Annotated in this window: 22 protein-coding genes and 3 tRNA genes; 9 read left to right on the top strand and 16 right to left on the bottom strand. The window is 44.7% G+C overall.

Annotation, left to right across the window (positions count from 1 at the left end; translation table 11 throughout):
• Positions 1-411 precede the first annotated feature (411 nt).
• The 3 genes from mak to sps_RS18095 all read left to right on the top strand — a co-directional run bounded on the left by mak (position 412) and on the right by sps_RS18095 (position 3,150).
• Positions 412-1,302, top strand: coding sequence for a fructokinase (gene mak, locus sps_RS18105; protein WP_077755755.1), 891 nt, complete (start codon positions 412-414; stop codon positions 1,300-1,302).
• A 76-nt stretch (positions 1,303-1,378) separates the two neighbouring features.
• Positions 1,379-2,149: a YdcF family protein gene (locus sps_RS18100; RefSeq protein ID WP_077753783.1), complete on the top strand. Its 771-nt coding sequence runs from the start codon at positions 1,379-1,381 to the stop codon at positions 2,147-2,149.
• A 323-nt stretch (positions 2,150-2,472) separates the two neighbouring features.
• Positions 2,473-3,150 carry a DUF2982 domain-containing protein gene (locus tag sps_RS18095; protein WP_077753782.1) on the top strand — a complete coding sequence of 226 codons (678 nt, stop codon included), beginning with the start codon at positions 2,473-2,475 and terminating at the stop codon, positions 3,148-3,150.
• Positions 3,151-3,205: 55 nt separating this feature from the next.
• Here sps_RS18095 and sps_RS18090 read toward each other — a convergent pair whose 3' ends face one another.
• From sps_RS18090 to galU, 4 genes are all read right to left on the bottom strand, one after another.
• The gene (locus sps_RS18090; protein WP_077753781.1) at positions 3,206-3,625 is read right to left on the bottom strand and encodes a bactofilin family protein; all 420 of its coding nucleotides are present in this window, start codon (positions 3,623-3,625) and stop codon (positions 3,206-3,208) included.
• A gap of 135 nt (positions 3,626-3,760) precedes the next feature.
• Positions 3,761-4,246, bottom strand: coding sequence for a ferredoxin-type protein NapF (gene napF, locus sps_RS18085; RefSeq protein ID WP_077753780.1), 486 nt, complete (start codon positions 4,244-4,246; stop codon positions 3,761-3,763).
• 87 nt (positions 4,247-4,333) lie between these two features.
• Positions 4,334-5,347, bottom strand: a complete 1,014-nt coding sequence (gene galE / locus sps_RS18080) for a UDP-glucose 4-epimerase GalE (RefSeq protein WP_077753779.1) — start codon at positions 5,345-5,347, stop codon at positions 4,334-4,336.
• Positions 5,344-6,267 (bottom strand): UTP--glucose-1-phosphate uridylyltransferase GalU, encoded by a 924-nt coding sequence (galU, locus tag sps_RS18075; protein WP_077753778.1) that lies wholly within the window; start codon positions 6,265-6,267, stop codon positions 5,344-5,346. The genes galE and galU overlap by 4 nt, the downstream gene beginning before the upstream one ends.
• A 364-nt stretch (positions 6,268-6,631) precedes the next feature.
• Between galU and phhA the strand changes: the two genes are divergently transcribed.
• From phhA to maiA, 5 genes are all read left to right on the top strand, one after another.
• Complete coding sequence (gene phhA, locus sps_RS18070) at positions 6,632-7,429, top strand: phenylalanine 4-monooxygenase (protein ID WP_077753777.1); 798 nt, start codon at positions 6,632-6,634, stop codon at positions 7,427-7,429.
• A 126-nt stretch (positions 7,430-7,555) separates the two neighbouring features.
• Positions 7,556-7,894, top strand: a complete 339-nt coding sequence (locus sps_RS18065) for a 4a-hydroxytetrahydrobiopterin dehydratase (protein ID WP_077753776.1) — start codon at positions 7,556-7,558, stop codon at positions 7,892-7,894.
• 222 nt (positions 7,895-8,116) lie between these two features.
• On the top strand, positions 8,117-9,655 hold the full coding sequence (tyrR, locus tag sps_RS18060) for a transcriptional regulator TyrR (RefSeq protein ID WP_077755754.1): 1,539 nt from the start codon (positions 8,117-8,119) through the stop codon (positions 9,653-9,655).
• Between the two features lie 535 nt (positions 9,656-10,190).
• Positions 10,191-11,177 (top strand): fumarylacetoacetate hydrolase family protein, encoded by a 987-nt coding sequence (locus sps_RS18055; protein WP_077753775.1) that lies wholly within the window; start codon positions 10,191-10,193, stop codon positions 11,175-11,177.
• An 85-nt stretch (positions 11,178-11,262) separates the two neighbouring features.
• A complete protein-coding gene (gene maiA, locus sps_RS18050; protein ID WP_077755753.1) occupies positions 11,263-11,916 on the top strand; it encodes a maleylacetoacetate isomerase in 654 nt (217 codons plus the stop codon).
• Between the two features lie 133 nt (positions 11,917-12,049).
• Here the strand turns inward: maiA and sps_RS18045 are convergent, their stop codons facing one another.
• Both sps_RS18045 and sps_RS18040 read right to left on the bottom strand, forming a co-directional pair.
• Complete coding sequence (locus sps_RS18045) at positions 12,050-12,391, bottom strand: FKBP-type peptidyl-prolyl cis-trans isomerase (protein ID WP_077753774.1); 342 nt, start codon at positions 12,389-12,391, stop codon at positions 12,050-12,052.
• Positions 12,392-12,481: 90 nt separating this feature from the next.
• On the bottom strand, positions 12,482-13,369 hold the full coding sequence (locus tag sps_RS18040) for a LysR family transcriptional regulator (RefSeq protein ID WP_077753773.1): 888 nt from the start codon (positions 13,367-13,369) through the stop codon (positions 12,482-12,484).
• A 97-nt stretch (positions 13,370-13,466) separates the two neighbouring features.
• On the opposite strand from sps_RS18040, the gene sps_RS18035 reads away from it, so the two are divergent.
• Entirely contained in the window at positions 13,467-14,705 is a 1,239-nt protein-coding gene (locus tag sps_RS18035; protein ID WP_077753772.1) for an MFS transporter, read from the top strand.
• Positions 14,706-14,741: 36 nt separating this feature from the next.
• Here sps_RS18035 and sps_RS18030 read toward each other — a convergent pair whose 3' ends face one another.
• The 10 genes from sps_RS18030 to sps_RS17985 all read right to left on the bottom strand — a co-directional run bounded on the left by sps_RS18030 (position 14,742) and on the right by sps_RS17985 (position 23,655).
• Positions 14,742-16,121, bottom strand: coding sequence for a sigma-54-dependent transcriptional regulator (locus sps_RS18030; RefSeq protein WP_077753771.1), 1,380 nt, complete (start codon positions 16,119-16,121; stop codon positions 14,742-14,744).
• Positions 16,122-16,137: 16 nt separating this feature from the next.
• Entirely contained in the window at positions 16,138-17,943 is a 1,806-nt protein-coding gene (locus tag sps_RS18025) for a sensor histidine kinase (protein ID WP_077753770.1), read from the bottom strand.
• Between the two features lie 134 nt (positions 17,944-18,077).
• Positions 18,078-19,475 carry a TRAP transporter large permease gene (locus sps_RS18020; protein ID WP_077753769.1) on the bottom strand — a complete coding sequence of 466 codons (1,398 nt, stop codon included), beginning with the start codon at positions 19,473-19,475 and terminating at the stop codon, positions 18,078-18,080.
• Positions 19,475-20,143, bottom strand: a complete 669-nt coding sequence (locus sps_RS18015) for a TRAP transporter small permease (RefSeq protein ID WP_077753768.1) — start codon at positions 20,141-20,143, stop codon at positions 19,475-19,477. The genes sps_RS18020 and sps_RS18015 overlap by 1 nt, the downstream gene beginning before the upstream one ends.
• Positions 20,144-20,246: 103 nt before the next feature.
• Positions 20,247-21,278, bottom strand: a complete 1,032-nt coding sequence (locus sps_RS18010; protein ID WP_077753767.1) for a TRAP transporter substrate-binding protein — start codon at positions 21,276-21,278, stop codon at positions 20,247-20,249.
• Positions 21,279-21,526: 248 nt separating this feature from the next.
• On the bottom strand, positions 21,527-22,798 hold the full coding sequence (locus sps_RS18005; RefSeq protein ID WP_077755752.1) for an MFS transporter: 1,272 nt from the start codon (positions 22,796-22,798) through the stop codon (positions 21,527-21,529).
• A gap of 99 nt (positions 22,799-22,897) precedes the next feature.
• Positions 22,898-23,125 carry a hypothetical protein gene (locus tag sps_RS18000; RefSeq protein WP_077753766.1) on the bottom strand — a complete coding sequence of 76 codons (228 nt, stop codon included), beginning with the start codon at positions 23,123-23,125 and terminating at the stop codon, positions 22,898-22,900.
• Between the two features lie 208 nt (positions 23,126-23,333).
• Positions 23,334-23,409, bottom strand: a tRNA-Val gene (locus sps_RS17995).
• A gap of 48 nt (positions 23,410-23,457) precedes the next feature.
• Positions 23,458-23,533, bottom strand: a tRNA-Val gene (locus tag sps_RS17990).
• Positions 23,534-23,579: 46 nt separating this feature from the next.
• Positions 23,580-23,655 (bottom strand) — tRNA-Val (locus tag sps_RS17985).
• Positions 23,656-23,992 lie beyond the last annotated feature (337 nt).

Raw genomic sequence — 23,992 nt, 5'->3', positions numbered from 1 at the left:
CTTACGTTTTCCTAAGTTGCTTGTGTGCCGAAGAAATGGATTTCTTTATTAACGACTTTTTGAGGTTGGAGCGAGGGCACATGGATTTATCCCTAGGATAAAAAGTGCTAATTTTTTTCTGATTGGGCGTGATTACTCGAGATTGTACCCGAAACAGGAATCTCAATTTATGCTTCGTTAGTGGTGAATACGATTGCAGTACATTAAGGTGACTATCTTTAACTTGCGGCTTAAATTAATCTGGCGGGTATAGATGAGGTTAACTAGTACCTTTTCGATGTACTATGATGAAAATGTTATTAAGTATCTCAAAGGTTTACAGGCATACTGGTTATGCTTAGAACAGAAGTTGAGAGTGTCAGTCAGGCTAAAAAGTCAAAATTATTAAGAGTCGATAGTGGAGTAAGACAGATGTTGCGAATGGGCGTAGATCTTGGTGGAACCAAAATAGAGCTGGTAGCCTTGAATACTGAGGGAAAAGAGCTTTTTAGGAAACGTTTGCCCACACCTAGAGAGTACGAGGCGACGCTTGATACCATAGTGAGCCTAGTGGGGGAAGCTGAGGCGACATTGGGCATGACGGGAAGTGTCGGTGTTGGGATACCTGGTGTTATCTCGCCCTTTTCAGGCTTAGTTAAGAATGCAAATTCAACTTGGATTAATGGCAAGCCTCTGGACATCGATTTAGGTCAACGTTTGGGTCGTGAAGTTAGGGTCGCTAATGATGCTAACTGTTTCGCCGTCTCTGAAGCTGTCGATGGTGCAGGCGCTGGCAAAGGTGTGGTGTTTGGCGTCATTATAGGAACAGGTTGTGGAGGAGGGATCGCCATCAATGGCCGCGTTCACAGTGGCGGTAATGGGATATGTGGGGAATGGGGCCATAATCCATTGCCATGGATGTCTAAAGAGGAGTTTAATTCCACTTCATGTTTTTGTGGTAATCATGACTGCATCGAGACCTTCATTTCTGGCACTGGCTTTGTGCGTGACTTCAATCTAGCCGGAGGTAATGTGACCAAAGGTTCTGAAATCATGGAACTGGTCGATGCCGGTGATATTCGGGCCGTGGCAGCATTTGATCGCTATGTAGACAGGTTGGCCAGATCACTTGCCCATGTGATCAATTCCTTAGACCCAGATGTAGTCGTATTGGGGGGAGGCATGTCCAACATAGATGCCATTTACCCTAAATTACCCCAAGTGTTAGTAAAATATGTGGTTGGTGGCGAGTGTCGTACCCCTGTGGTGCAGAACCTATATGGTTGCTCATCTGGTGTGCGAGGTGCTGCTTGGTTGTGGTAATCCCCATGTCACTTAAGCTACAGAGATAAAAACTTATGTTAGACTAGCCCGAAATTAGGTTCACTGGGCTAGCAACATGATGTTTTGGCTTAAAAAAGCAATCTCACAACTCTTTATGCCAATTCCTTTGGTTGTTCTATTATTGCTATTTTGCATCGTGATGCTGAGAAACCGTAAACTGGTTCGTTCTGTATTGGCCGTTGCAGTTGTTATTCTGGCCTTTCTGAGTAGCTCTGTGGGGAGCAATCTACTCACTACTTCTCTTGAAGAGCAATACCAAGTCAATAACCAAGCTATAGGTGCCGGCTGTTTAGTCATGGTGCTGGGCAGTGGCCATGATGATGGAGTATCTGGAGCTGCTGTTCACAAGCTATCGACTACGGCCTTGGCTAGATTAACCGAAGGGGTACGCCAGTATAAATTGGGCAAAGATTGTATTTTGATTGTTAGTGGCTGGGGAGGAAGCGTCTCAAAAACACCCCACGCTCAAGTGATGGCCGAGGCCGCCATGCAGCTAGGGATCCCTAAAGATCGTATCATCACCTTCCCATTAGCCAAAGACACCATAGAAGAAGCCCAATATCTTAAATGGGATGTGGGTAACTATCCATTTAGACTCGTTACTTCCGCGACCCATATGGCAAGGTCTATGGCTATCTTTCACAGTCAGGGGTTGAGCCCTGAAGCCGCCCCTACAGACTTTATTGCTAGACAAGGTTATTGGTGGCAGCTCGATGCTAATAACTTACTCTCATCTCAGCGGGCCATTCATGAATATGTGGGCAGGCTTTGGTTTAGACTTAAATATGAAAGAGCTACAGAACAACTCGACATTGAAACCCAATAGCAGCAAATAGATCTTTTAGGATAACGGTTGGATATAAAAGCAGCACAGATAAACTTGAAATTGAAACCCAATAGCAGCAAATAGATCTTTTAGGATAAATCTTGGATATAAAAGCAGCATAGATAAACTTGAAATTGAAACCCAATAGCAGCAAATAGATCTTTTAGGATAACGGTTGGATATAAAAGCAGCATAGATAAACTTGAAATTGAAACCCAATAGCAGCAAATAGATCTTTTAGGATAACGGTTGGATATAAAAGCAGCACAGATAAACTTGAAATTGAAACCCCATAGCAGCAAATAGATCTTTTAGGATAAATCTTGGATATTGAAGTAGTACAGATTAACTCGAAATTTAAGCGTAACAGCAGGACTTTGACCTTAGTCGGCGCAATCGCCCTGACAATAGGCATAAGTTTATTCTTGTCCTCTACAACCATGTTTGCCCCAGGTATGCTCTGCTTCTCATTAGGGGTGATATCTCTGGTACTTGGGGTGTCCAAAATTCTCGAACCTGAAGTTAGCCTAGAGCTTAACCAACAAGGGCTTAAGTATCACCACAGACGCGGCAGTATTTTTCTTGATTGGGAGAATGTACAGAGGATAGATATTCCCCGTGGACTGGATGGTTTTGAGTCTATCCAATTACCCTATATTGGCATCAAGCTCAAGAAAATCAATCCTGTGCTGGATATGATCCCAGGTCGACTCGCCACTGGCCTGCTAACCGAACAGCGACCATTGCTGATGTCTGCAGTGACCCTAGATGAAGACCTAATGGAGTTGGAAGCCTATATGAACTCGGAGTTTACCCCATTAATGGTCAATGAAGAGCGTTACAGAGGTGTACTGGCAATGTTCGGACATAGATGCGAAATGTTGAGTAAGAATTTGGGCTTCCATATTTATGTTCCCATAGACTGTCTGGACAGACCCGCAGATGAGTTTGTTAAATTGCTCAGAGAATACCTATTAACGATAAGACAGAGCCAAGAGTAAGCATATGGCTTGATGAGGCGCCAAGGAAGGCGCCAGAAACTATGTTTTCCGCTGGTTAATTTGCTTGCAGCTCACCTTGAATATCTGATTTAGGTTCAACGTGACTGTTTTCGTCTCGTGAGACAGTGTTCAATAAGGCGATATCTTCTCTCACACGCATACCGATAAACTGACCTCCTTCAAATATCTCCATAGACTCACAGGCTATTTCACCTTCAACGGTACCAGTGCTGGTGATATTGAGTTTTTTACACTTAAGTTTACCCTTGAAGTTACCCGAGACTTTCAATTCGTCGCAGTTCAGTTCTCCGTCAACATAACCATCAGTTTCTATGGTGATTTTTCCCGTTGAACTCACCTTTCCGTACATTTCGCCACCTATGAGGGCTTCTCCAGCAAAGTGACTCTCGCCAGAGAGTTTAGTGCCTTGAGCTACGAAGGTGAGTCCTGTATTGCTTTTCTTATTTCCGAACATAATGCTCTACTAACTAGATCATGAATAAGCTGATATTAACCTTAAACCCGCAGTAAACAAACCACTAATATTTGGCACTAAAATGTCATTTTTTTGGCTGTGCCTTGTCTTAATTGGCTAGAGCTATTACTCTGTTTATTGGTCAAGGGAGAGTAAGTTGATGGCATTTGTGGGGCAAGGGGCTGCGCAGGCGCCACAGCCAGTGCACAGTTCTGTGTTTATCTGAGGTTTTGGGGCCTGGCCGATGGCGGGATTAAAGCTAATGGCCCGCTCATCGCAGGCATCTTTACAACTTTGGCACCAGACTCCCTTATAAGCTAGACAAGATTCCTGAACTATAGCCTTTAATTCCCAGGGGGCTTGCTCGGTATCGATAAACAATGGTTCGGGGCAAACCTCAGCGCACTTCTTACAGAAGGTACACTCGTCATCGGCAAAATTAATCTCAGGAAAGCCACCATCTCCCCGAAAAATAATCTGTGTCTCACAAGCTTTAATACATTTATCACAGCGGGAACAGATATCGGTAAATTCGATATCTGTTTTACTCCATGGTGGCCGTATGGCGTTGGATTTTTTTCGACTAAAAATGCGTCGACGACTCTGATTAATATTGCTCATTTGCTACTGCTTAATTGAGTGAAAAGCTAAGGTTCTAGAACCTAGAACCTAGAACCTAGAACCTAGAACCTAGAACCTAGAACCTATCTATTGTCCATAGCCGTTAGGATTACTCGACTGCCAGTGCCAGCTGCTACTGGCCATGTCTTCCAGGCTATGTGTCGCTTTCCAGTTAAGCTCGTTCTGGGCTTTGTCTGGATCCGCATAACAAGCGGCAATATCACCCGGACGGCGTGGGACAATTTGATACTTGATGGGCTTACCGCAGGCTTTTTCAAAGGCTTTCACCATATCGATGACGCTGTAGCCTTGGCCTGTGCCTAAATTATAGGTTACCAAGCCAGACTGAGCTTTGAGTTTCTCTAAAGCCCGTAGATGACCTATGGCTAAGTCGACCACATGAATATAGTCACGAACGCCGGTACCGTCATGGGTGTCATAATCATCACCGAACACGCTGAGTTTATCACGTTTCCCCACTGCTACCTGAGCGATAAATGGCATCAGGTTATTAGGAATATCGTTAGGATCTTCACCAATGCGGCCACTCTTATGGGCTCCTACTGGGTTAAAATACCTTAGTATGGCTATGTTCCAGCTTGGATCTGAATGATGCAAATCTTGTAATATATGCTCGACCATTAGCTTGGACTGACCATAGGGGTTAGTTGCACCTGTAGGAAAGTCTTCGGTGATAGGCAAGCTGGCAGGATCACCGTAAACAGTGGCCGATGAGCTAAAGACTATATTTTTGACATTGTTAGCCGCCATGACTTCGCAAAGCACTAAAGTGCCGGTGACATTGTTTTCATAATAGCGTAATGGCTGGGCCACCGATTCACCAACGGCTTTAAGACCGGCGAAATGGATTACTGATTGGATTTGATGATCGCTAAACACCTTCTGTAGGAAGGCTTTATTGAGCACATCACCTTGATAAAAGGTGACAGATTTACCAGTGATCTCTTCGACTCTATGTAAGGCTTCGATATTCGAGTTAGCTAAGTTATCGACGATAACCACATCTTGTCCCGTATTTAATAGCTCTACCACTGTATGGCTGCCGATATAACCCGCGCCACCTGTGACTAATATGGTCATGCCTGTTTATCCTCGTTTAATTCTGTGACTAAATTGATTAGGTACTGTGTAAAGTCTTGACCTATATCTTTGTGGCGCAGGGCATGCTCTATGTTGGCCTGCATGTATCCCAGCTTGTTACCACAATCGTGGCTCTTTCCCTTCATGTAGTAGGCGTTTACCGTCTGCTTTTCCATCATCATGGCGATGGCATCGGTGAGCTGAATCTCATCCCCCGCACCAGCGGGAGTCTTGGCCAGTAAGGGCCAAATATCTGCAGGTAAGATGTAACGCCCGACGACAGCAAGGTTTGAAGGAGCCTTTTCTATGCTTGGTTTTTCTACCAGCTGAGCTAAAGGTGCTGAATCACCGGGTTTTAACTGATTGCCATTGACGTCGGCGATACCGTATTGATTGACTTGCTCTAAGGGCACACCTTCAACCATGATTTGGCCGATACAGGTAGAGTTAAATAACCTCACCATTTCAGCCAAATTGTCTTGACTGAGGTTGCAGCTGGCTTCATCGACGATAACATCGGGTAGCAGCACGGCAAAGGGTTCATCTCCGATCACAGGCTTCGCACATAAGATAGCATGGCCTAAACCTTTCGCCTGTGCCTGCCTTACACTTATCACTGTTACGTCAGGTGGGCAGATGGACTGCACTTCGGTCAATAGTTGGCGTTTCACGCGCTTCTCTAGCTGGGCTTCGAGTTCGAAACTGGTATCGAAATGGTTTTCAATAGGATTTTTGCTGGCATGGGTAACTAGGACTATTTCATTGATACCTGCGGCAATGGCTTCATTAACAACATATTGAATTAGCGGCTTATCGACCACTGGCAGCATCTCTTTTGGAATGGCCTTAGTCGCAGGAAGCATCCTTGTCCCTAGTCCGGCAACAGGGATCACAGCTTTACGTATTTGCGCTTGTTTCATTTCTTTCCTTAGTGGCCTAATTCGGTAGCCAATTCAGCTCAACGTGCTGAGTTTAGTCGCTTATCACGAGTTTAGTTGGTGATAATTACAGTCTGATTGTTCTATTTTAATAAACTGACAAGGAAAAGCCATATTAATAGCCTACTTAGGGGAGATAGTGTGCTTATACATTATTTCGTAAAGTTAAAGGTACGGGTAAATGCTATTATTTCTAGTCGTTTATGACATTTATCACTTTCGCTGTAACAAAAAGATTACGAAGGTGGTGTGGGTTTAGGCAAAGAATAAACTGTGAGGGAGTTAACAAAAAAGCCAGATTGATCGAGTATGAATAAGAGAACCATAATGAGTAATATAAAAAGACATGAGTAAAAATACAGAGTATGTGGCTCGGTTACCGGATGCCGATGGCCACATAGATTACCCTCAAGTAGAGCATGACACTTGGCAAGCCTTGTATGTGAGACAGCAGGGAAATTTATCTGAATATGCCTGCAACGAGTATCAGCAAGGTCTGATAGATCTTGGCTTGTCGGCCAATAACATTCCACAGCTTCAGAATATCGATAAGGTATTGTTGAGTATGACGGGCTGGAAAACGGCTGCCGTGCCTGCATTGATCTCTTTCGAGCGCTTCTTTGAGCTATTGGCTAACCGCGAGTTTCCTGTAGCAACCTTCATTCGCAGTAAAGATGAATTTGATTATTTAAGAGAGCCTGACATTTTCCATGAGGTGTTTGGTCATTGTCCCCTGTTGACCAACGAATCTTTTGCCAAATTTTCACATGCCTATGGAAAGTTAGGTTTAGCAGCGAGCAAGGAGGACAGGGTATTACTGGCTCGTTTGTACTGGTTTACCGTCGAGTTTGGTCTGATCCGCAATCGAGATGATTCCTTGTCTATCTATGGTGGTGGTATATTGAGTTCACCGGGAGAAACCTTATATGCGATGGGAGCTGAGCCACAGATTAAACCTTTTAACCTTGTGGACGTATTAAGAACACCTTATCGCATCGATATTATGCAACCTGTCTATTACGCCGTCGATGGCCTATCGTTTCTCGATGAAATCGTTGAGATGGATATCATGGGTGCCGTAGCCGAAGCCAAAAAGCTAGGCTTGTTTGCTCCCCTATATGAGCCAAAGTCTAAAGCCAGTTAATCATGGTTTAAAGCTATATTTATCTGCATTAGATGGATAAAGTGTGACTAGTGGTCATTGAAGTTTGTCGGCTGTTGAACACCGCCGATATTTAAATAATAAATATGCAAAATCTAAGGAAGAATAATGTCTAAGTTATCGGAAATGAAATGTGAAGCCTGTCAGGCCGATGCGCCTAAAGTCTCTGACAGTGAACTTGCGGAGCTTATAAGAATGATCCCCGATTGGGGTGTCGAAGTACGTGATGGCGTGATGCAGTTAGAGCGCGTTTACAAGTTCAAAAATTTTAAGCTTGCCATGGTATTCACCAATGAGTTGGCGGAGCTGGCTGAAGCTGAATTTCATCATCCAGGGATCTTAACCGAGTGGGGCAAGGTCACTGTGACTTGGTGGTCCCATTCAATCAAGGGACTGCATAAGAACGACTTCATCATGGCAGCCAAGACCGACCAGTTATTAGGTTAACACTTAACTATATAAAATCAGCAGGTTAGACTTATTAACCTGCTCGAATTATTCAAAACATCCTCTCGTACTGTAAACAAGACTTGCCACATTTATCATAACCTTCTAACGTATAAGCCTTTGATGAACTGCTAAGAGCCGAGTTCCAAATTTGAAATGGACGGCTTGTTATTTGTGAGTTATCCCAATAACGATACTATTAATAAAGGGAAATTTGACAGTATGCGCCTCGAAGTATGTTGCTTGGACCGTGTCGGTCTGGCCAAAGACATTTTGATGATTTTAGAAGGTTACGGCATTAACCTTATCGCGATAGATGCCAGTAACCAAGGTTTTCTCTACCTTCAGTTCGCTGAAGTCAATTTCGATGTGCTCAGCGAATTATTGCCCCTGATCAGAAAAGTTGAAGGGGTGCATGATGTTCGCACCGTTTCCTTTATGCCATCGGAGCAAGAGCATTACGCCTTAAAAACCTTGCTTAAAACCTTGCCCGATTCAGTTTTTTCAATCGACGTGAAAGGTCGGGTACGGATCGTGAATGAATCTGCACTCATGACGGTGGGTATGGCTGAACATGAAATAATAGATGAACCGCTCAATCACTGGGTTCAGGGTTTTAACTTTAGTCGCTGGCTCAGTGAGAGCTTAGTGCTGGCCCAGGCGACCCGAGTTAATATAGGCCAGAACGAATATCTTGCCGAGATGCTACCTATCTATCTGCCCGATGAGAGTGATAAGAGTATTCTTGCTGGTGCCGTCGTGTCATTGAAATCACCGGCACGTGTGGGTAAACAGTTTAATGCCTTGCAGAGTCAAACAGTGGGTTTTGAGAACGTTCTTGTGACCAGTGACAAAATGAAAGAGGTGCTGGTACAGGCACGTCGTATGGCTCAGCTTGATGCACCTCTGTTGATCACCGGGGAGACGGGGACGGGCAAGGAGTTGATGGCCAGAGCATGTCACGATGCCAGTATGCGCAGAGAGCATCCTTTTATCGCCATCAATTGTGCGGCCCTGCCGGATAGCGCCGCCGAAGAGGAATTGTTTGGTTTCGTCAGTAACGGCACTGTGGTGAAGAGAGGCTTCTTTGAGGAGGGCAAGGGGGGCACTGTTTTTCTCGATGAGATTGCCGAGATGTCTAAATCGGCACAGGTTAAGCTGCTACGCTTACTCCAGGACGGAACATTCAGGCGGTTAGGCGAAGACAATGAAGTGAGAGCCGATGTCAGGATCATCTGCTCGACTCAGAAGAATCTGGCCGAGTTGTGTCAGACTGGTGAGTTTAGAGAAGATCTCTATTATCGAATTCATGTATTGAGTTTTCACATGCCTTCATTGCGTGAGCGTAAGGTTGATGTTATCCCACTTACAGAGATGTTCCTCGAGCATTACAGCCAACAGCTGTCTATTCCAATTAGGCGTATTTCGGCTCAATGCCGTGAGCACCTACTCAATTATGCTTGGCCGGGAAATGTCCGTCAGCTTAAGAATGCCATCTTTAGGGCTGTGTCTATGTGGGATGGCTCTGCTGAGTTATCGGTGGAGCACCTGAAATTACCCTCCTATGCGGAAGGATTCGGTTATTTTGACCATCAATTTGAGGGAAGCTTAGATCAGGCAATGAAACAGTTTGAATCCAGCCTATTAAGACGACTTTATCCGGCATACCCAAGCACGCGTCAACTTGCTAAGAAGTTGGGTGTTTCACACACTGCCATCGCCAATAAGCTCAGAGAATATAAGATTAGCAAGCAAAAATAGATGTAAAAGCTTATTGCCACAGACTGACGGGTTTTTCATCGTATTTTCGGTGGAAAGCCCCTATTTTAGCTGGATATAATGAGTGTAATTATATCTTTACGAAATAAGGGCTTGTTGGGGATCATGTGATTTAGGTCACGCTATTCCTATCTGGCTATGCTTAAGGTACTTATACCATTCCGAGTAAGTATCTACTGATGCAGCGGGAGTTCAAAGCACAGTAGGCAAGGTGAATGTTTGAAGCTAATAGTTATTCTATATCGAGAACATTCAACGTAAGCATAAAAGGCTTTGCCCTTTGCTTTAAACATCAGCGGCACAGCGTGAGGCTCTCAGTGTTTCCACTTAGGTGTTACATTGACTTAAAAAGGGAATACCATTTCCTCATCGATACGCCTTGAATTGAAAAACTGAGAGTCTCTGAATTGACCAGATACTTATATGGAATGGTATTATAATAGCCATTATTGCAATAGACATGACACTCAACTGATATCAGAACTCAGTCGGATGCAGATTTAGGATAGGAGCGGGTATGAAGTTAGCCAGTTATAACAATGGTCGTCGTGATGGCCAGTTGATGTTGGTGAGTAAAGATCTTTCTAAAACTGTGGCTGTGCCTGCAATTGCTCATACGATGCAGCAGTTAATCGATGCCTGGGAGCTGCTGCAGCCACAACTGCAAGAGCTATATGAAGCGTTAAACGATGGCTTGATCGATAATGCCGTCGATTTCGATGAAGCTAAGTGTTTATCCCCTCTGCCTCGTGCTTTTCAATGGGCCGATGGCAGTGCTTATGTTAATCACGTTGAGCTGGTTCGTAAGGCTCGTGGTGCTGAAATGCCGGAGACATTCTGGACCAATCCTTTGGTCTATCAAGGTGGCTCAGATTGCTTTATCGGGCCTAAAGCCGATATTCCTTTGGCGAGTGAAGAGTGGGGCATTGATTTCGAGTCCGAAATTGCGGTTATTACCGATGATGTACCTATGGGGGTGTCAGCTGATTCTGCGCAGAAGCACATTAAGCTGCTGATGTTAGTGAATGATGTATCTCTGCGTAACTTGATCCCTGGTGAGTTGGCGAAAGGCTTTGGTTTCTTCCAGGCTAAGCCATCGAGCAGTTTCTCTCCCGTTGCGGTGACACCTGATGAGCTAGGGGCTCGCTGGGAAGATTCGAAAGTACATTTGCCACTTATCACTCATTTAAACAGTGAGTTATTCGGTCGCCCTAATGCTGGTGTCGACATGACATTTAACTTCAGCCAGTTGGTGTCTCATGTAGCTATGACCAGACCATTAGGTGCTGGTGCCATCATAGGTTCAGGGACCATCTCAAACTATGACCGTTCTGCGGGTTCCAGCTGTCTGGCCGAGACGCGCATGTTAGAAACCATTGCCGATGGTAAACCATCGACCTCATTTATGAAGTTTGGCGATCGGGTGCGTATCGAGATGCTCGATGATAATGAGCAGACTATTTTCGGTTCAATTGATCAGCAAGTTGTCGAGTATAAAGGCTAATTTTTAAAATATTTTATAGAACGGGGCTAATTCAATTGGATTAGCCCCGTTTTTTTAAGTCTAGGTTTTTTAAGGACATACTATGTTGAAACTATACGGATACTGGCGCTCGAGCGCCGCATATAGGGTAAGGATTGCCTTGAATCTAAAAGAACTCGATGCTGACTTGTTATCTGTGCATCTGGTAAAAGGTGGCGGTGAGCAGCATAAGACCGATTATGGCAAGCTAAATCCTCAGGAGTTAGTGCCGACCTTAGTAGATATAGATGAGGGTGGCGATGAGTTCGTATTATCTCAATCTATGGCGATTCTCGAGTATTTGGAAGAGTGCTATCCACAGATTGCTTTGCTTCCTGCAGATCTCAAGCCTAAGGCACAAGTTCGCGCGCTTGCGTTGTCTATCGCTTGTGAAATCCACCCCCTTAACAATCTTAAGGTGTTACAGTATTTGGCTGGTGAACTTGGGGTAACCGATGAAACTAAATCTGCTTGGTATCATCACTGGATACATGAGGGCTTCAGCGCATTGGAAAAACAACTGGAAAAGCATGCCGGACGATTCTGCTTCGGTGACAGTGTGACCTTAGTAGACCTCTGTTTGATTCCACAGGTATATAACGCTCATAGGTTCAAAGTGGATTTGACTGAGTACCCTAATATTTTACGTATCACCGAAAACTGTAATCAACTGGATGCATTTATCCAAGCCATGCCAGAGAATCAATTTGATGCGGTTTAGCTGAGGCTCATCAGTTGGCCGATGAGATTTTAAAAAGTGCTTACTGGTACTAGTTTGATCGTAAGAATTTGATATAAAGGGTCGATATAAGAGTCAGGCGGAACTGACTCTTATGCATAGTTATTTATAAGCTTTAGTCATCCCGAGTGAGTACTTCTAATAGCTCAATCTCGAAAGACAGATCAGAGTTGGCTGGGATCATAGCGCCTATTTTACGCTCTCCATAGGCGAGATGAGCTGGGACGAATAATTTACGCTTCCCGCCGACCTTCATCCCCATTAAACCGATATCCCAGCCCTTGATCACTCGGCCAGTGCCTATGACACATTGGAATGCCTTGCCCTTATCGTAGGAAGAATCAAATTTAGTCCCGTCTTGCAAAAAACCTTCATATTGTGTGGTGATCAACGCGCCTTTGACCAATTCTTTGCCGTCGCCAATCTCTATGTCTGTTACTTGTAATTCATCATTCATCTGTTTGTCTCAGTTAATACCAATCGGTATAAATGTTTTTCAGGACTATGTTGTGACGATCTTATCACGGCCATAAATTTAAACTAAGGATCACCTGTTTTTCATCAAAAAATCGACGAAGGCTCTGTCTGCCTGGCTGATAGGCCGCTGTCTCTTCCAGGCGATATGCAGATCGAGAAACACCTGGGGCTGAAAGGGTTTAGCCAGAATATCATCCTTGTCGCTGATCACCATCTCCAGCACGCTGGTGATGGCAAAGCCTTGTGATACTACCTGTTTAATGAGGTTGATAAGATTGGTCTCGAAGGCAATATTGGCCCTGAGTCCCAGGGATTTAGCTTGGGTTAACATCCACTCCCGATGAAAATATCCGGGTTTGAACATCACCAGCTCATGCTCGAAGAAAGCTTCTAAGTTAATGCTTGCCTGTTCTGCCAGTGGGTGCTCCGATCCCATGGCAACCACCATCTGCTCCCTTAGCAACAGGTGGCTGTCAAATTCCGGGCTAAGATCTTGGGCGGTAATGATGGCGATATCCACCTCTTCACGGGCAAGCATCTTGAGCGAATCCCGGGTGCCGCCTTCGAACAGAGATAGTTTTAGGTCTGGGTATTGATGGCGAAATGCCATCAATCGTGAAGGGAGGTAGAAGGAGCCAAGCATACCCGGTACACCGATCCTGACTTCTCCCTTGGTTAAGTTGGCCATTGACTTGATGTGTGCCTCGGCCTGCTTCAGCTGCTTGATGATCAACAGGGCATGCTGATGCAATGCTTTGCCTTCTGCGGTGAGACTGAGCTGTTTGTTGCCGCCTTTTCCTGAGCTAGCCCTGTTCACTAAGGTGACACCTAAGGATGTCTCAAGGCGTTTGATGCTCTGACTTAAGGCCGGCTGGGCCATATTCAGACTCTGCGCCGCTTTAGTGAAGCTGGCTGTTTTTACCAGGGCATCCAGATGTTTAAGTTGTCGTATATCCATAACAAAAATCAATGACTTCGATTGCTTTAATCTATTATAGTTATGTTATCGTCGATGCTAACCTATGTCTATGGAGTTCGAAGACTAACTTGGCCCTATGTATTTAACTGATAACATAAATAATAAAAACAAAGAGGTAAGGCTTATTTGGGGCTTATCTATTGCCTCGGTCGTCATCTATATAAACCTTTATTTAGTGCAAGGTATCTTGCCTTTGATTGCCGAGACTTTCGATGTTGATATCAGTCACTCGACTTTATTACTCTCGGTTACTAGCTTTGCCATGGCGTTTTCACTGCTATTTTATGCCTTACTATCTGACAGAATCGGGCGCAAGACGCCCTTGATGATCAGCTTATATCTGCTGTTATTGACCGATGTCATGATGATTTTTGTGAGCGATTTTCCATCTCTGGTGCTCTTACGACTACTGCAAGGGGTCTTGCTAGCGGCAGTTCCCGCCATTGCCATGGCCTATTTTAAGGACGAGTTGAGCCAAGCGTCCATGTTAAAGGCGGGGGGCGTCTATATTGCCGCGAACAGTATCGGTGGGATCTCCGGCCGTTTAATCGGCGGTGCTCTGTCATTACACTTGCATTGGCACCAGGTGATTTTTGTTATCTTACTTATCTCGATAGCAGGTGTGCTCTTGGTACATAACCTGTTACCCAATACGACAAAAATAAAAAATTTAGACAGGAGCAAAGCGAGACTGAGGATATTCAGGGCTAAGGATCTTAATGGATTCTTGGTGCATCTGCGTGATGCTAAGCTCAGACAGATCTATCTGGTTGGTGGCCTGGCCTTTCTAGTCATGGTGAATCAATTCAGTTTTATTCAACTCCACCTGATGTCGGCGCCGTTTAATTGGGGCCGCTTCGAGGTGACTCTCATTTTCCTTTGTTATCTTAGTGGTACCTGGGCGTCTTACCATTCCGGCGGTTGGATTAAGCGCTTCGGACGCAGGACTCTGTTTCGATTATCTTTGTTGCTGATGTTCTTAGGATCCTTGATGACCTTAGTCGATACAGGTGTGTTTATCAGCTTGGGCTTCCTGATGACAGCATTTGGCTTTTTCTTTATCCACAGTGGTTGTAATGCCTGGGTCACTCATAGGGCAAAGCGTCATCGAGCTAAGGCAACGTCTCTTTATCTGTGTAGTTATTACCTGGGAGCCGCATTGGGGGGGCCTTTGCTGATGCCATTTTGGCATCAGTGGGGCTGGGAAGGTGTGGTGTTGGGCTCAAGCTTGGTGATGGCGGTCTTGAGTCTGCTATTAATTAGTTTGACTAAATATGAGCCTTCGGTGTTACCTGCCCATGCTACCAATAGCTAACTTTTATGGTTAACTATTGGTATGATCGTATTCATTTTATTGCTGGATAAAGTGCTTCCTATCCAGACTGTATTTTTGCATCTTGTCATACAAGGTTTTACGGGGGAGATCCAGTTGCTCCATGGTGAGCTTGATACTGCCTTTATTGTGGCTCAGGGCCTCCTCTATCAAGAGGCGCTCGAAAAATTCGACTCTTTGCTGTAATGACATGGCACCATTGAGCTTAGTTGAGGTATTTGTGGCGGAGGCGAAGGCGGCTTCACCACCCAACAGTACGTAGCGCTCGGCAAGATTTCTCAGCTCTCTAACATTACCGGGCCAATCGTGAGAGGAGAGTTGCGCAGTTTGCACTGGATCCAGTGCGATAAGAGCCTTGTGGTATCGTGACGAGGCGACGCGGGAAAAATGAAGAAAGAGCAGGGGGATGTCCTCCCGTCTCTCTCGGAGGGCTGGAATGGGTACTGTGACTAGATTCAGTCGATAGAGAAGATCTTGCCTGAATTCACCCGTTTTGCATAAGGCGTTAAGATCAACCTTAGTGGCGGCTATCACCCTGATGTCTAGCGCTATACTCTTGTTTGAACCTAATCGTTCAATTTTCCTATCCTCTAAGACACGTAAAAGCTTTATCTGCAGTGACATGGGGGTACTCTCTATCTCATCGAGAAATAGAGTGCCGCCGTTGGCATATTCAAATTTACCTATACGGGTCTTGTCGGCACCAGTGAAGGCCCCGGATTGAGCGCCAAATAGTTCGCTCTCTATGATAGTTTCTGGGATAGCGCCGCAATTGATGGCCACAAAATTAGCTTTATGGCGGATACTGTGATCATGCAAATATCTTGCAACCAGTTCTTTTCCCGTTCCGGTTTCCCCCTCTATTAACACATCTGCGGGCATATCAATAACTTGGTGTAATGTATGCAACATCTGCTTGATCCCCGGGCTATAGCCTAAAATTCTCGGCCCCGGAAGGCTATGAGATTCCAGTTCTCGTTTCAGCTTTCGGTTCTCTAAAGTTAAATTTCTCTTTTCCAGAGCACGCTTTACCACATCCAGAATATGTTCATTGTTAAAGGGTTTTTCAAGAAAATCATAGGCGCCTTGCTTTAATGCTGAGACGGCCATGGCGATATCACCGAAACCTGTGAGGAGAATGATGGGAAGGGCATTATCTTTTGCGATAAGGCTTTGCATAAGAGATATGCCGTCCAGTGTCGGCATGTTCACATCACTGATGAGCACTCCAGGCCAGTCATATTCGATGTCATTGAGTATCGATTTTGGGTCGCTGCTTGCCATTGCAGAGATACCTTCCAACTCAAAAAGTTGTACCAGAGCGGAGGCTATATAGGGCTCGTCGTCGACAACAATAACGCTGAAGTTGCTAAAGTTAGTTCGGATATTCTTGCTCATTGAATGAGTCTCCATATTATTCATCTGGGTCTGCTCTGCTGCTGTTATAAACTGGCAGGGTGATTTCGAAAATTGCACCACCGGTTTGTGCATTGGAGACCCTGATACTGCCTTGCATTGAGTCGATTATTCGTCTAGATATGGACAGGCCTAGCCCAAGACCCTGGCGATCACTCGTGGTAAAGAAGGGTTCAAAAATCTTCTCCATCTGGCTTTCTTGTATCCCAGAACCAGTGTCTTGAATCTTGATGCATAGCTGATTTTCAAGCGTCAAGGTTAAGCTGAGTCGTTTAGGTACACTGCGCTGCATGGCGACGATAGCATTGCTCATTAAGTTTACCAGCACCTGTTGTAACCTAACGTTGTCAGCCCAGACTTCACCGCTTATTTCATCGGGTTGATAGAGGAGTTCAACTCCTTGCTTGTCTATCTCTGGTTTTATGATGGTAAGTGCATCTTGAACACACAGGTTGATATCAGTAGCACTGTCTCTGGACTGGCTCTTACGGGTGAAACTCTTAAATTGGCCCACGATAACGGCGAGCCTGTCGGTGAGAGATATGATGGTATTGATGTTGTCTGCCACCATCTTAGTCTGGTTTCTTGAGATCATGGTTTTAGTGTTTTGTGCATAACTTTTGATCGCTGCGAGGGGTTGGTTTATTTCGTGATTGATGCTCGCCGATAGGTTACCTATAACAGTGAGTTTAGCGGCCTGGATTAACTCATCCTGGGTTTCACTGAGTTTCAGATTACTGGCTTGCAAATCTTGAGTTCTGGCCAGTACTCTTTGCTCCAACAGATCGTTAGCTTGTTGGATCCTGAATAGATTTTTACGCCTCTCGTAGCCGAACAGCGCTGCTAAAGCGAGCAGAAGGTAGAGTGAACCATAGAGGGTCATCAACAGGGGAAGTGACTGATATATGGTGGTTAATGGCGCCATGATATGCACGCTCCAGCCAGCTTTAACCATGGCTTTATGAGTCTCCATATAATCAAATTGGCCTTTAAGCGAGCTAAAAGCATAAAGGTTGTGCTCATCGGTGGCGCTTGCATCGTAAGACGGACTGAGAGTTAACTCGTTAATGACTCTGCTGGCATAGCGTTTTGAGGCATGGATAGCATATTGTCTCGATTGATCCAGGGGGGTCAATGAACGTAAGCGCCAGTGATTTATGCTGGAGAGAAAAATAATATTATCCGGATCGGTTATGGCAAACTCATAACCACCGGCTCGCGCGATCCCCGTGCTTTGTTGTTCTATTTCTGTGATATCGAGCTTAACGACGATAACTCCTAAGATGTCCAGTTGCTCATAGATTGGGTAGGAAAAATAAAAACCGCGTTTGTTCGAAGTGGTTCCTACCGCATAGTATCTGCCAAGTTGACCGGAAATGGCTTGCTGATAGTAAGGCCTGAAGGAGAAGTCTTGGCCAATAAATGAATAACTTTTCTGCCAATTACTAGCGGCTATTGAAACGCCTGATGCATCGACAAGATAGATATCCAGCGACTCGGTAATGTGCTTGATTTCTTCTAAATACAGGTTAAGACTTTGTATGCTCTTACCGTCTTGTTGATTTAATAAGGCATTCCTTAATAAAGGGTTAGTTGACAGTACATGAGGAATACTTTCATAGCGGGAAAGTGAGCCATCGAGAAAGTTGACCAATTCGGTCATTTGTTGTTTAGAACGCTCGGCAGTGTCCTGATAACCTTGTTCTAAATAGAACCAATGGGTAGCCTTTAATGTGATGGCAAGTCCGCCGAGGAGCATGATAGCGAGCAGAATATTTTTTTTTGTTCTTAGTGAAAACGACATAGAGCTATACACATCCTAGTGAAAACATAGCGAGTCTGACCGAGTCAGCTTTTTAATTTTGCTCATTAACTATACTCTCGGTGAGACTCGCTTTAAACCTTTAATAAATTCAAAAATAAATGACTTTTAGCTTCTTAATAGCCATTGAGTTTATCTATGTACTCCGGCAGGAAGAGAGAGATCTGTGGCACATAGGTGATCAACATCAGGAAGAAGAGCAGAAGCAGCAACCAAGGTGCACAAGACTGAATGACCCATCCCATGCTTTTCCCGGTTATTCCAGCTGTCACAAACAAATTGAGTCCAACCGGAGGGGTGAGCATGCCTATCTCCATATTGACCACCATGATGATGCCTAAATGAATGGGATCTATGCCGAGTTGGGTGGCAATAGGGAACAAGATGGGTGCCATGATAAGTAAGATGGCCGACGGCTCCATGAAGTTACCCGCAGCGAGCAGGAGTAAGTTCACTATGATCAGAAACCCCCAGGGCGGTAGTCCCATGCCTATTATTGCTTCTGCAATGATGTGAGGGATACGTTCAGTGGTCAGCACATGGGCAAATAACATCGCATTGGCAATGATGAATAGTAGCATGATACTGACCTTAGCACCGTCTCTGACCACCTGATGGATCTCCGAGTCTCCAGGTGTTTTGAACACTGCAAGTAGCATATGACCAATATTTCGCAGCGCCGCGGCCAGTATCGATTCCCGGTTATTCTTCCAGGCCACATTTTTCAACGGTCCTATGTCTCTATATCCAAACACTGCGATAAAATAGGCGTAAACACAGGCCACTGCAGCGGCTTCGGTCGGGCTTGCTACACCGCCGTAAATAGAGCCAAGTACGATGATGATGAGTGCTAATCCCCCCATGGCCTTAGAACCAGATAATGCCAAGGTCCCTATACCCGGAAAGGGTCTGGAAGGTAATTTTTTGACTCTGGCAACGATGTAGATGGCCAGCATGAGTAACAGTCCCATCATCAGACCTGGAATAAGACCTGCCATAAACATTCGAGCAGCAGAGACCTCGGTAGCAGCAGAATAGACCAACATGACGATAGAGGGGGGAATGAGTATCCCTAAGGTGCCCGATGTGGTGATAACCCCTGCGGCAAATTTCTCTGGGTAGCCAGCGCGAACCATACCGACGATAACGATAGAGCCGATGGCGGCAACGGTTGCTGGTGAAGAACCTGAGACGGCGGCAAACAACATACAAGCCATGACTGAGGCCATAGCTAAGCCGCCACGTATATGACCTACACTGTCCATGGCAAAGTCGATGATCCGTCTAGCAACGCCACCAGTTGATAGAAAGGCCGATGACAGAATGAAGAAGGGGATAGCGAGTAAGGTATAATGTTCTGATGTGGATTCATAGAGTTTCAATGCTACCGAAGCCAATGAATCGTCAGAGAAAAGTAATATGGTTAACATGCTGGAAAAGCCAAGTGCGATAGCAATAGGCATGCCCAACATCATACAGATGAGCAAGGTGATGAATAGGGTTGCTATGGTCATTATTTTTCATCCTTATTATTAGGATTTAGAGGCTTATCTTGTTTGTCTTGATCTAGCCCTAGCGCCTCCTTGACCGTGTCTGCAAGGTGCATGCTATCTTCGGCCTCATCAGCTAAGGTAAAACCATCGGCCTTGTTTGTTGCAATGGCGATAAAGAGTTCACTAAAACGCAAAAAAAGTAATCCGAAACCCAATATTAAAATACTTTGGGATAGCCACAGAGGCACGGCAGGCTCTTCTATGTCTATGCGTAAGGTGTCCCAAGCGAAGTCCGGGTCTAGGTTTTGGATGAGTAGGCTAGGCAAGTTAAGGTCTTCCATGGGGATCCCAACTTCATACATTTTAAGTAGGTAATCCCAGCTGCCTTTAAGAAACATGATGCAGTAAATAAGACATATGGTGGTGGCAATCAAGCCGGCTAGTTTTCTTCCTCCCTTGGGAAGCTTAGTCACGAAAGCATCTACACCTATGTGGGCACCTACTTTTACGCCATATGACATGCCAAAGAGGACAAACCAGGCACAGATAGTGAGTGTTAGCTCCTGTATCCACAGAAACCCGGTGTTGAAGAAAAAACGTGCTATCACCTCAATAAACACCAGTAGAGTCATCGAAGTGATTAACAGATTTAGAAATCCCTCCTCAAAATGAGAAAATAAACGATTCATTACAGCCTTGCTCCCAAAATGTTATAGCGCGGCTCTGGTGATAGATTCGCATAGAGCCGCCTTCATTCATTTTATTTTTGTTTTCATTTACAGCTTGTTCGAACTATTGTCGGTTTGACTCGATGGCTGCTTGGATCAGGTCTTTACCAATTTTAGCCTCAAATTGGGCCCAAACTGGCTTCATGGATTCTACCCAAAGACTTCTCTGCTGAGGGGTTAATTCGATAACGTCGGAACGTTTAGAGGTGATAATAGCCTCCCTGTCTTTTTTGACTTTCGCCGCGGCAATTTTGTTACCAAAGGCTATCGCTTCATCGAGTGAAGACTTGATAATTTCACGCTTGTCATTGGGTAAGCTTTTCCAGAAGCTGTCAGAGGTGACCACCATGTAGTCGAGAACTCCATGGTTGCTTTCTGTGATATACCCTTGAACCTCATAGAATTTTTTAGAGTAGATGTTAGACCAAGTATTCTCTTGTCCATCAATTGCACGTGTTTGCAGCAAGGTAAATACTTCCGAGAAGGGTTTTTTCACCGGAATGGCGTTTAAAATTTGAAATTGTGCGGCTAATACATCTGATGCCATGATCCTAAATTTCTTGCCATTGGCATCCGATGGGACTACCAGTGGGCTGCTGGCTGAGAATTGTTTCATGCCATTATGTAAGTATCCTAATCCCACTATGCCCTTTCGCTTCATGGCATTAAGCAGTTTCAGGCCCGAATCACTCTGCTGGAAGCGGTCAACTGAATCCATATTTTCAAACAGAAAGGGCAGATCGAAGATCTGTAGTTTTTTGGTATATCGCTCGAATTTAGACAGAGAGGGAGCAACAAACTGAATATCATCCAGTAGCAGGGCTGATATTTCGTTATTGTCGCCAAATAGTTGAGAGTTAGGGAAGACATTTACCTGGTATTCACCGGGTAATCTTTGTTCAACCAGCTCCTTGAACTTGAGTGCCATTTGACCTTTTGGGGTATTTTCTGCCACCACGTGAGAGAACTTTATCTCTACGGGGGCCGCCAGAGCATTAATGCTACTCACTAGCAGGCCCGCGACTGTGATCAGGCTAGAGAGTATTTTTAGTGGTTGTAGTTTGGTGCTTGACTGACTTGGTATCTTGATTGTCATCTGTTTTCCCTTTAATTTCATTTTATTGGTGGGATACGGCTCAGTTTCCCTGAGAAGTTTCATATAATGAATTGCAAGGTATACGCCAACAATGAAGCGGTTCGGTAATCAACAGGTTATCAAGGTGTTATAGGTTTCGCTTTGGGGGATGAGAGTTTTATATGTGTGATGAACTGCACAAAATCAAGTAACTAATGGGTGGTAGGCCACCCATTAGTTTGTGTTAGAGATAGATGTTTAGGGAGGAGTTATGCTTGCTTTTCAACAAAAGGCCAAATCTTTGCCTTAAAGTGTCCATGATAGAAGATGATGCCTGCCGTGAAGGTAATTGATGACCCCAAGAGTAGTGCCCACTTCACATCAAACATAGAAACCAACCCGCCAATTAAGGCTGCGAGCAAGTTACCCAGACAGAAAATGGTTACTAACATACCCATGAGTTTGCCTTGAGCCCGGTTCTCATAGGAATGTGAAAGGTAAGAGGGGAGAAAGCCGTTGTAAATGGCGATACCGGCTCCCATTAAGGCAAATGTGATCAGATAAGCCTGACTGACCATAAAGGGTAAAGCGGCAAGGGCTGAGCCGAAAATGAGTATTCCCATTAGGCCAGCATGAGGGTGATCTAGCTTCTTTTGTATGATGGGATTAATAAAAATACTCGTTAATATCATACATGTAGTCAGAAATACGGTTGCCCAGCTGATATCGACAGGAAGATAGCCAAACTCTCTTACCAAGTGTAGGGGATAATACTCATAGTAAAGATTGACGCCCATGGTCAAGAAAAGGTAGAGCAGGAAGAAACGCCTCAAATCTGGCTGAGATAACAGAGAAAGGCTTGATCCTGTTTCCGCATGTTTGTCGCGTTTATTTAAGCTCTTAGGCAGTAAAGAATGGCTGATTAGAGCGCAGATCAGGCAGGCGAGTGCTGCCACCCAAAATACCATATCTATACCAGCCATAATGAGGTATCCCCCAGCTAAGGGGCCGAGTAGGTAGCCGCCATATCCCATAGAGCTTATTAGAGAAAAACTACGCGTCTTGTCTATGATGGGGTGCAGGTCGGCGGCAATTGCACGGGCAATGGAGATATTGCCTTCACATAAGCCTGTGAGTAAGCGGGCGAGACAGAAAAGTAGAAAGTTCTCAGAAACGGCGGCAATAGCCGTTAAACTATATCCTACAGCGCTGCCCAATAGCGTTAGAGTCAGTAATCTTTTACGGCCGTAATTATCTGAGATAGCACCAATAACGCTACTCCCTATGATAATTCCTAGTGGGTAGATACCTAATACTATGCCTAAGAGCAGCTCAGAAGGTAGATTTAAGAATTGGGTCAGTGGTGAGGTTCCTTCAGCAAACAGCGGGGCCAAGATTGGATAGGGTAGGGCTATGCCGGCAACACTGATCAAGGTGACCAATAGGGTTATGGATAGGATTTTATTGCCGTTTCGTTTCTCATTTTTTGAGTCCGAAGTTATCGGTTGTAAACGGGCCTGGCTTTCCTGAAATTGACTCATATAGATAGCTTCTTTGCTGAAAGTCATTTTACTATTGCACCAAAAATAGATTAAGTAAAGTTTAATGTTTACTTAATCTGGGGGAGGAACTGTCGCTCGTTATTTTTCTGGATTAATTCGTTTGGAGATAGCGTCACTCGGGAGTAATTCCAAGTGACCATGTTCATCGAAATACCAACCAGTGATAAACCCTTTCTGTCTCATGCTCACGAGATTTTGCATGACTTCTTTCGCTTCAACTAGTGCAGTTGCTTCATCACAATCATGAGTGAGCTTAAGGTAAGCTGCTATGCTGCTCAGGGAGGCGGATTGACTGACATCTGCCATAGGATAGATCTCAATTTATGTTATATCTGAAGAATAGTTGAACACAGGTAGAATGGGGCTGTAATGACTTTCATATTGGGAAATGTTATAGCGACTAGCTGCGTTATTCGATAAATAAAGGTCATCGAAGTTTGCTATGGAGTTAGAGTCTAAATGATTTTATTAATTGAGATAATGTTGAAGTGGTTTGTTACTTAGGGGATTGAAATGGTGGTCGATACTGGGCTCGAACCAGTGACCCCCTCCTTGTAAGGGAGGTGCTCTCCCAGCTGAGCTAATCGACCTGGGACTTTCAATTTTACTGTGTATTTTCTTAGTCTGAACCAAGAAAATGGTGGTCGATACTGGGCTCGAACCAGTGACCCCCTCCTTGTAAGGGAGGTGCTCTCCCAGCTGAGCTAATCGACCTGGGACTTTCTTTATAACACAGTGTATTTCAAGAAAAACAGAAATATGGTGGTCGATACTGGGCTCGAACCAGTGACCCCCTCCTTGTAAGGGAGGTGCTCTCCCAGCTGAGCTAATCGACCTCGCTGTGTGGGGCCGTATTATAGGGGGGAACGATTTAGTGTCAACGGTTTTTTAGATAAAAACGCGTGTCCGGTGTTATTTTACACTGACTGGTGCATTGTTATCCAAAGCAGGCTTGAGATGAGGATAAATCATTCAAATCAATAGCTGTTGGATCGTTTCTAACTAGAAATAAAGATTCGAGTGTTCATATATAAGCCCAAATACAGACTGAGCATGTCTATGTTGAGCTTTAAATGCCTAAGGGGGGAATTAGATAAACGATGAACGTTAGATATTCGTGTTGATAGAGATGAAGTGAAAACTCATTGAATCGAATGCTGCTATTTTTATGAT

Source organism: Shewanella psychrophila (assembly GCF_002005305.1).
Classification (GTDB): domain Bacteria; phylum Pseudomonadota; class Gammaproteobacteria; order Enterobacterales; family Shewanellaceae; genus Shewanella; species Shewanella psychrophila.
The sequence above is the reverse complement of the archived record's forward strand: the minus strand, read 5'-3'. Positions and strand labels throughout refer to the sequence as shown.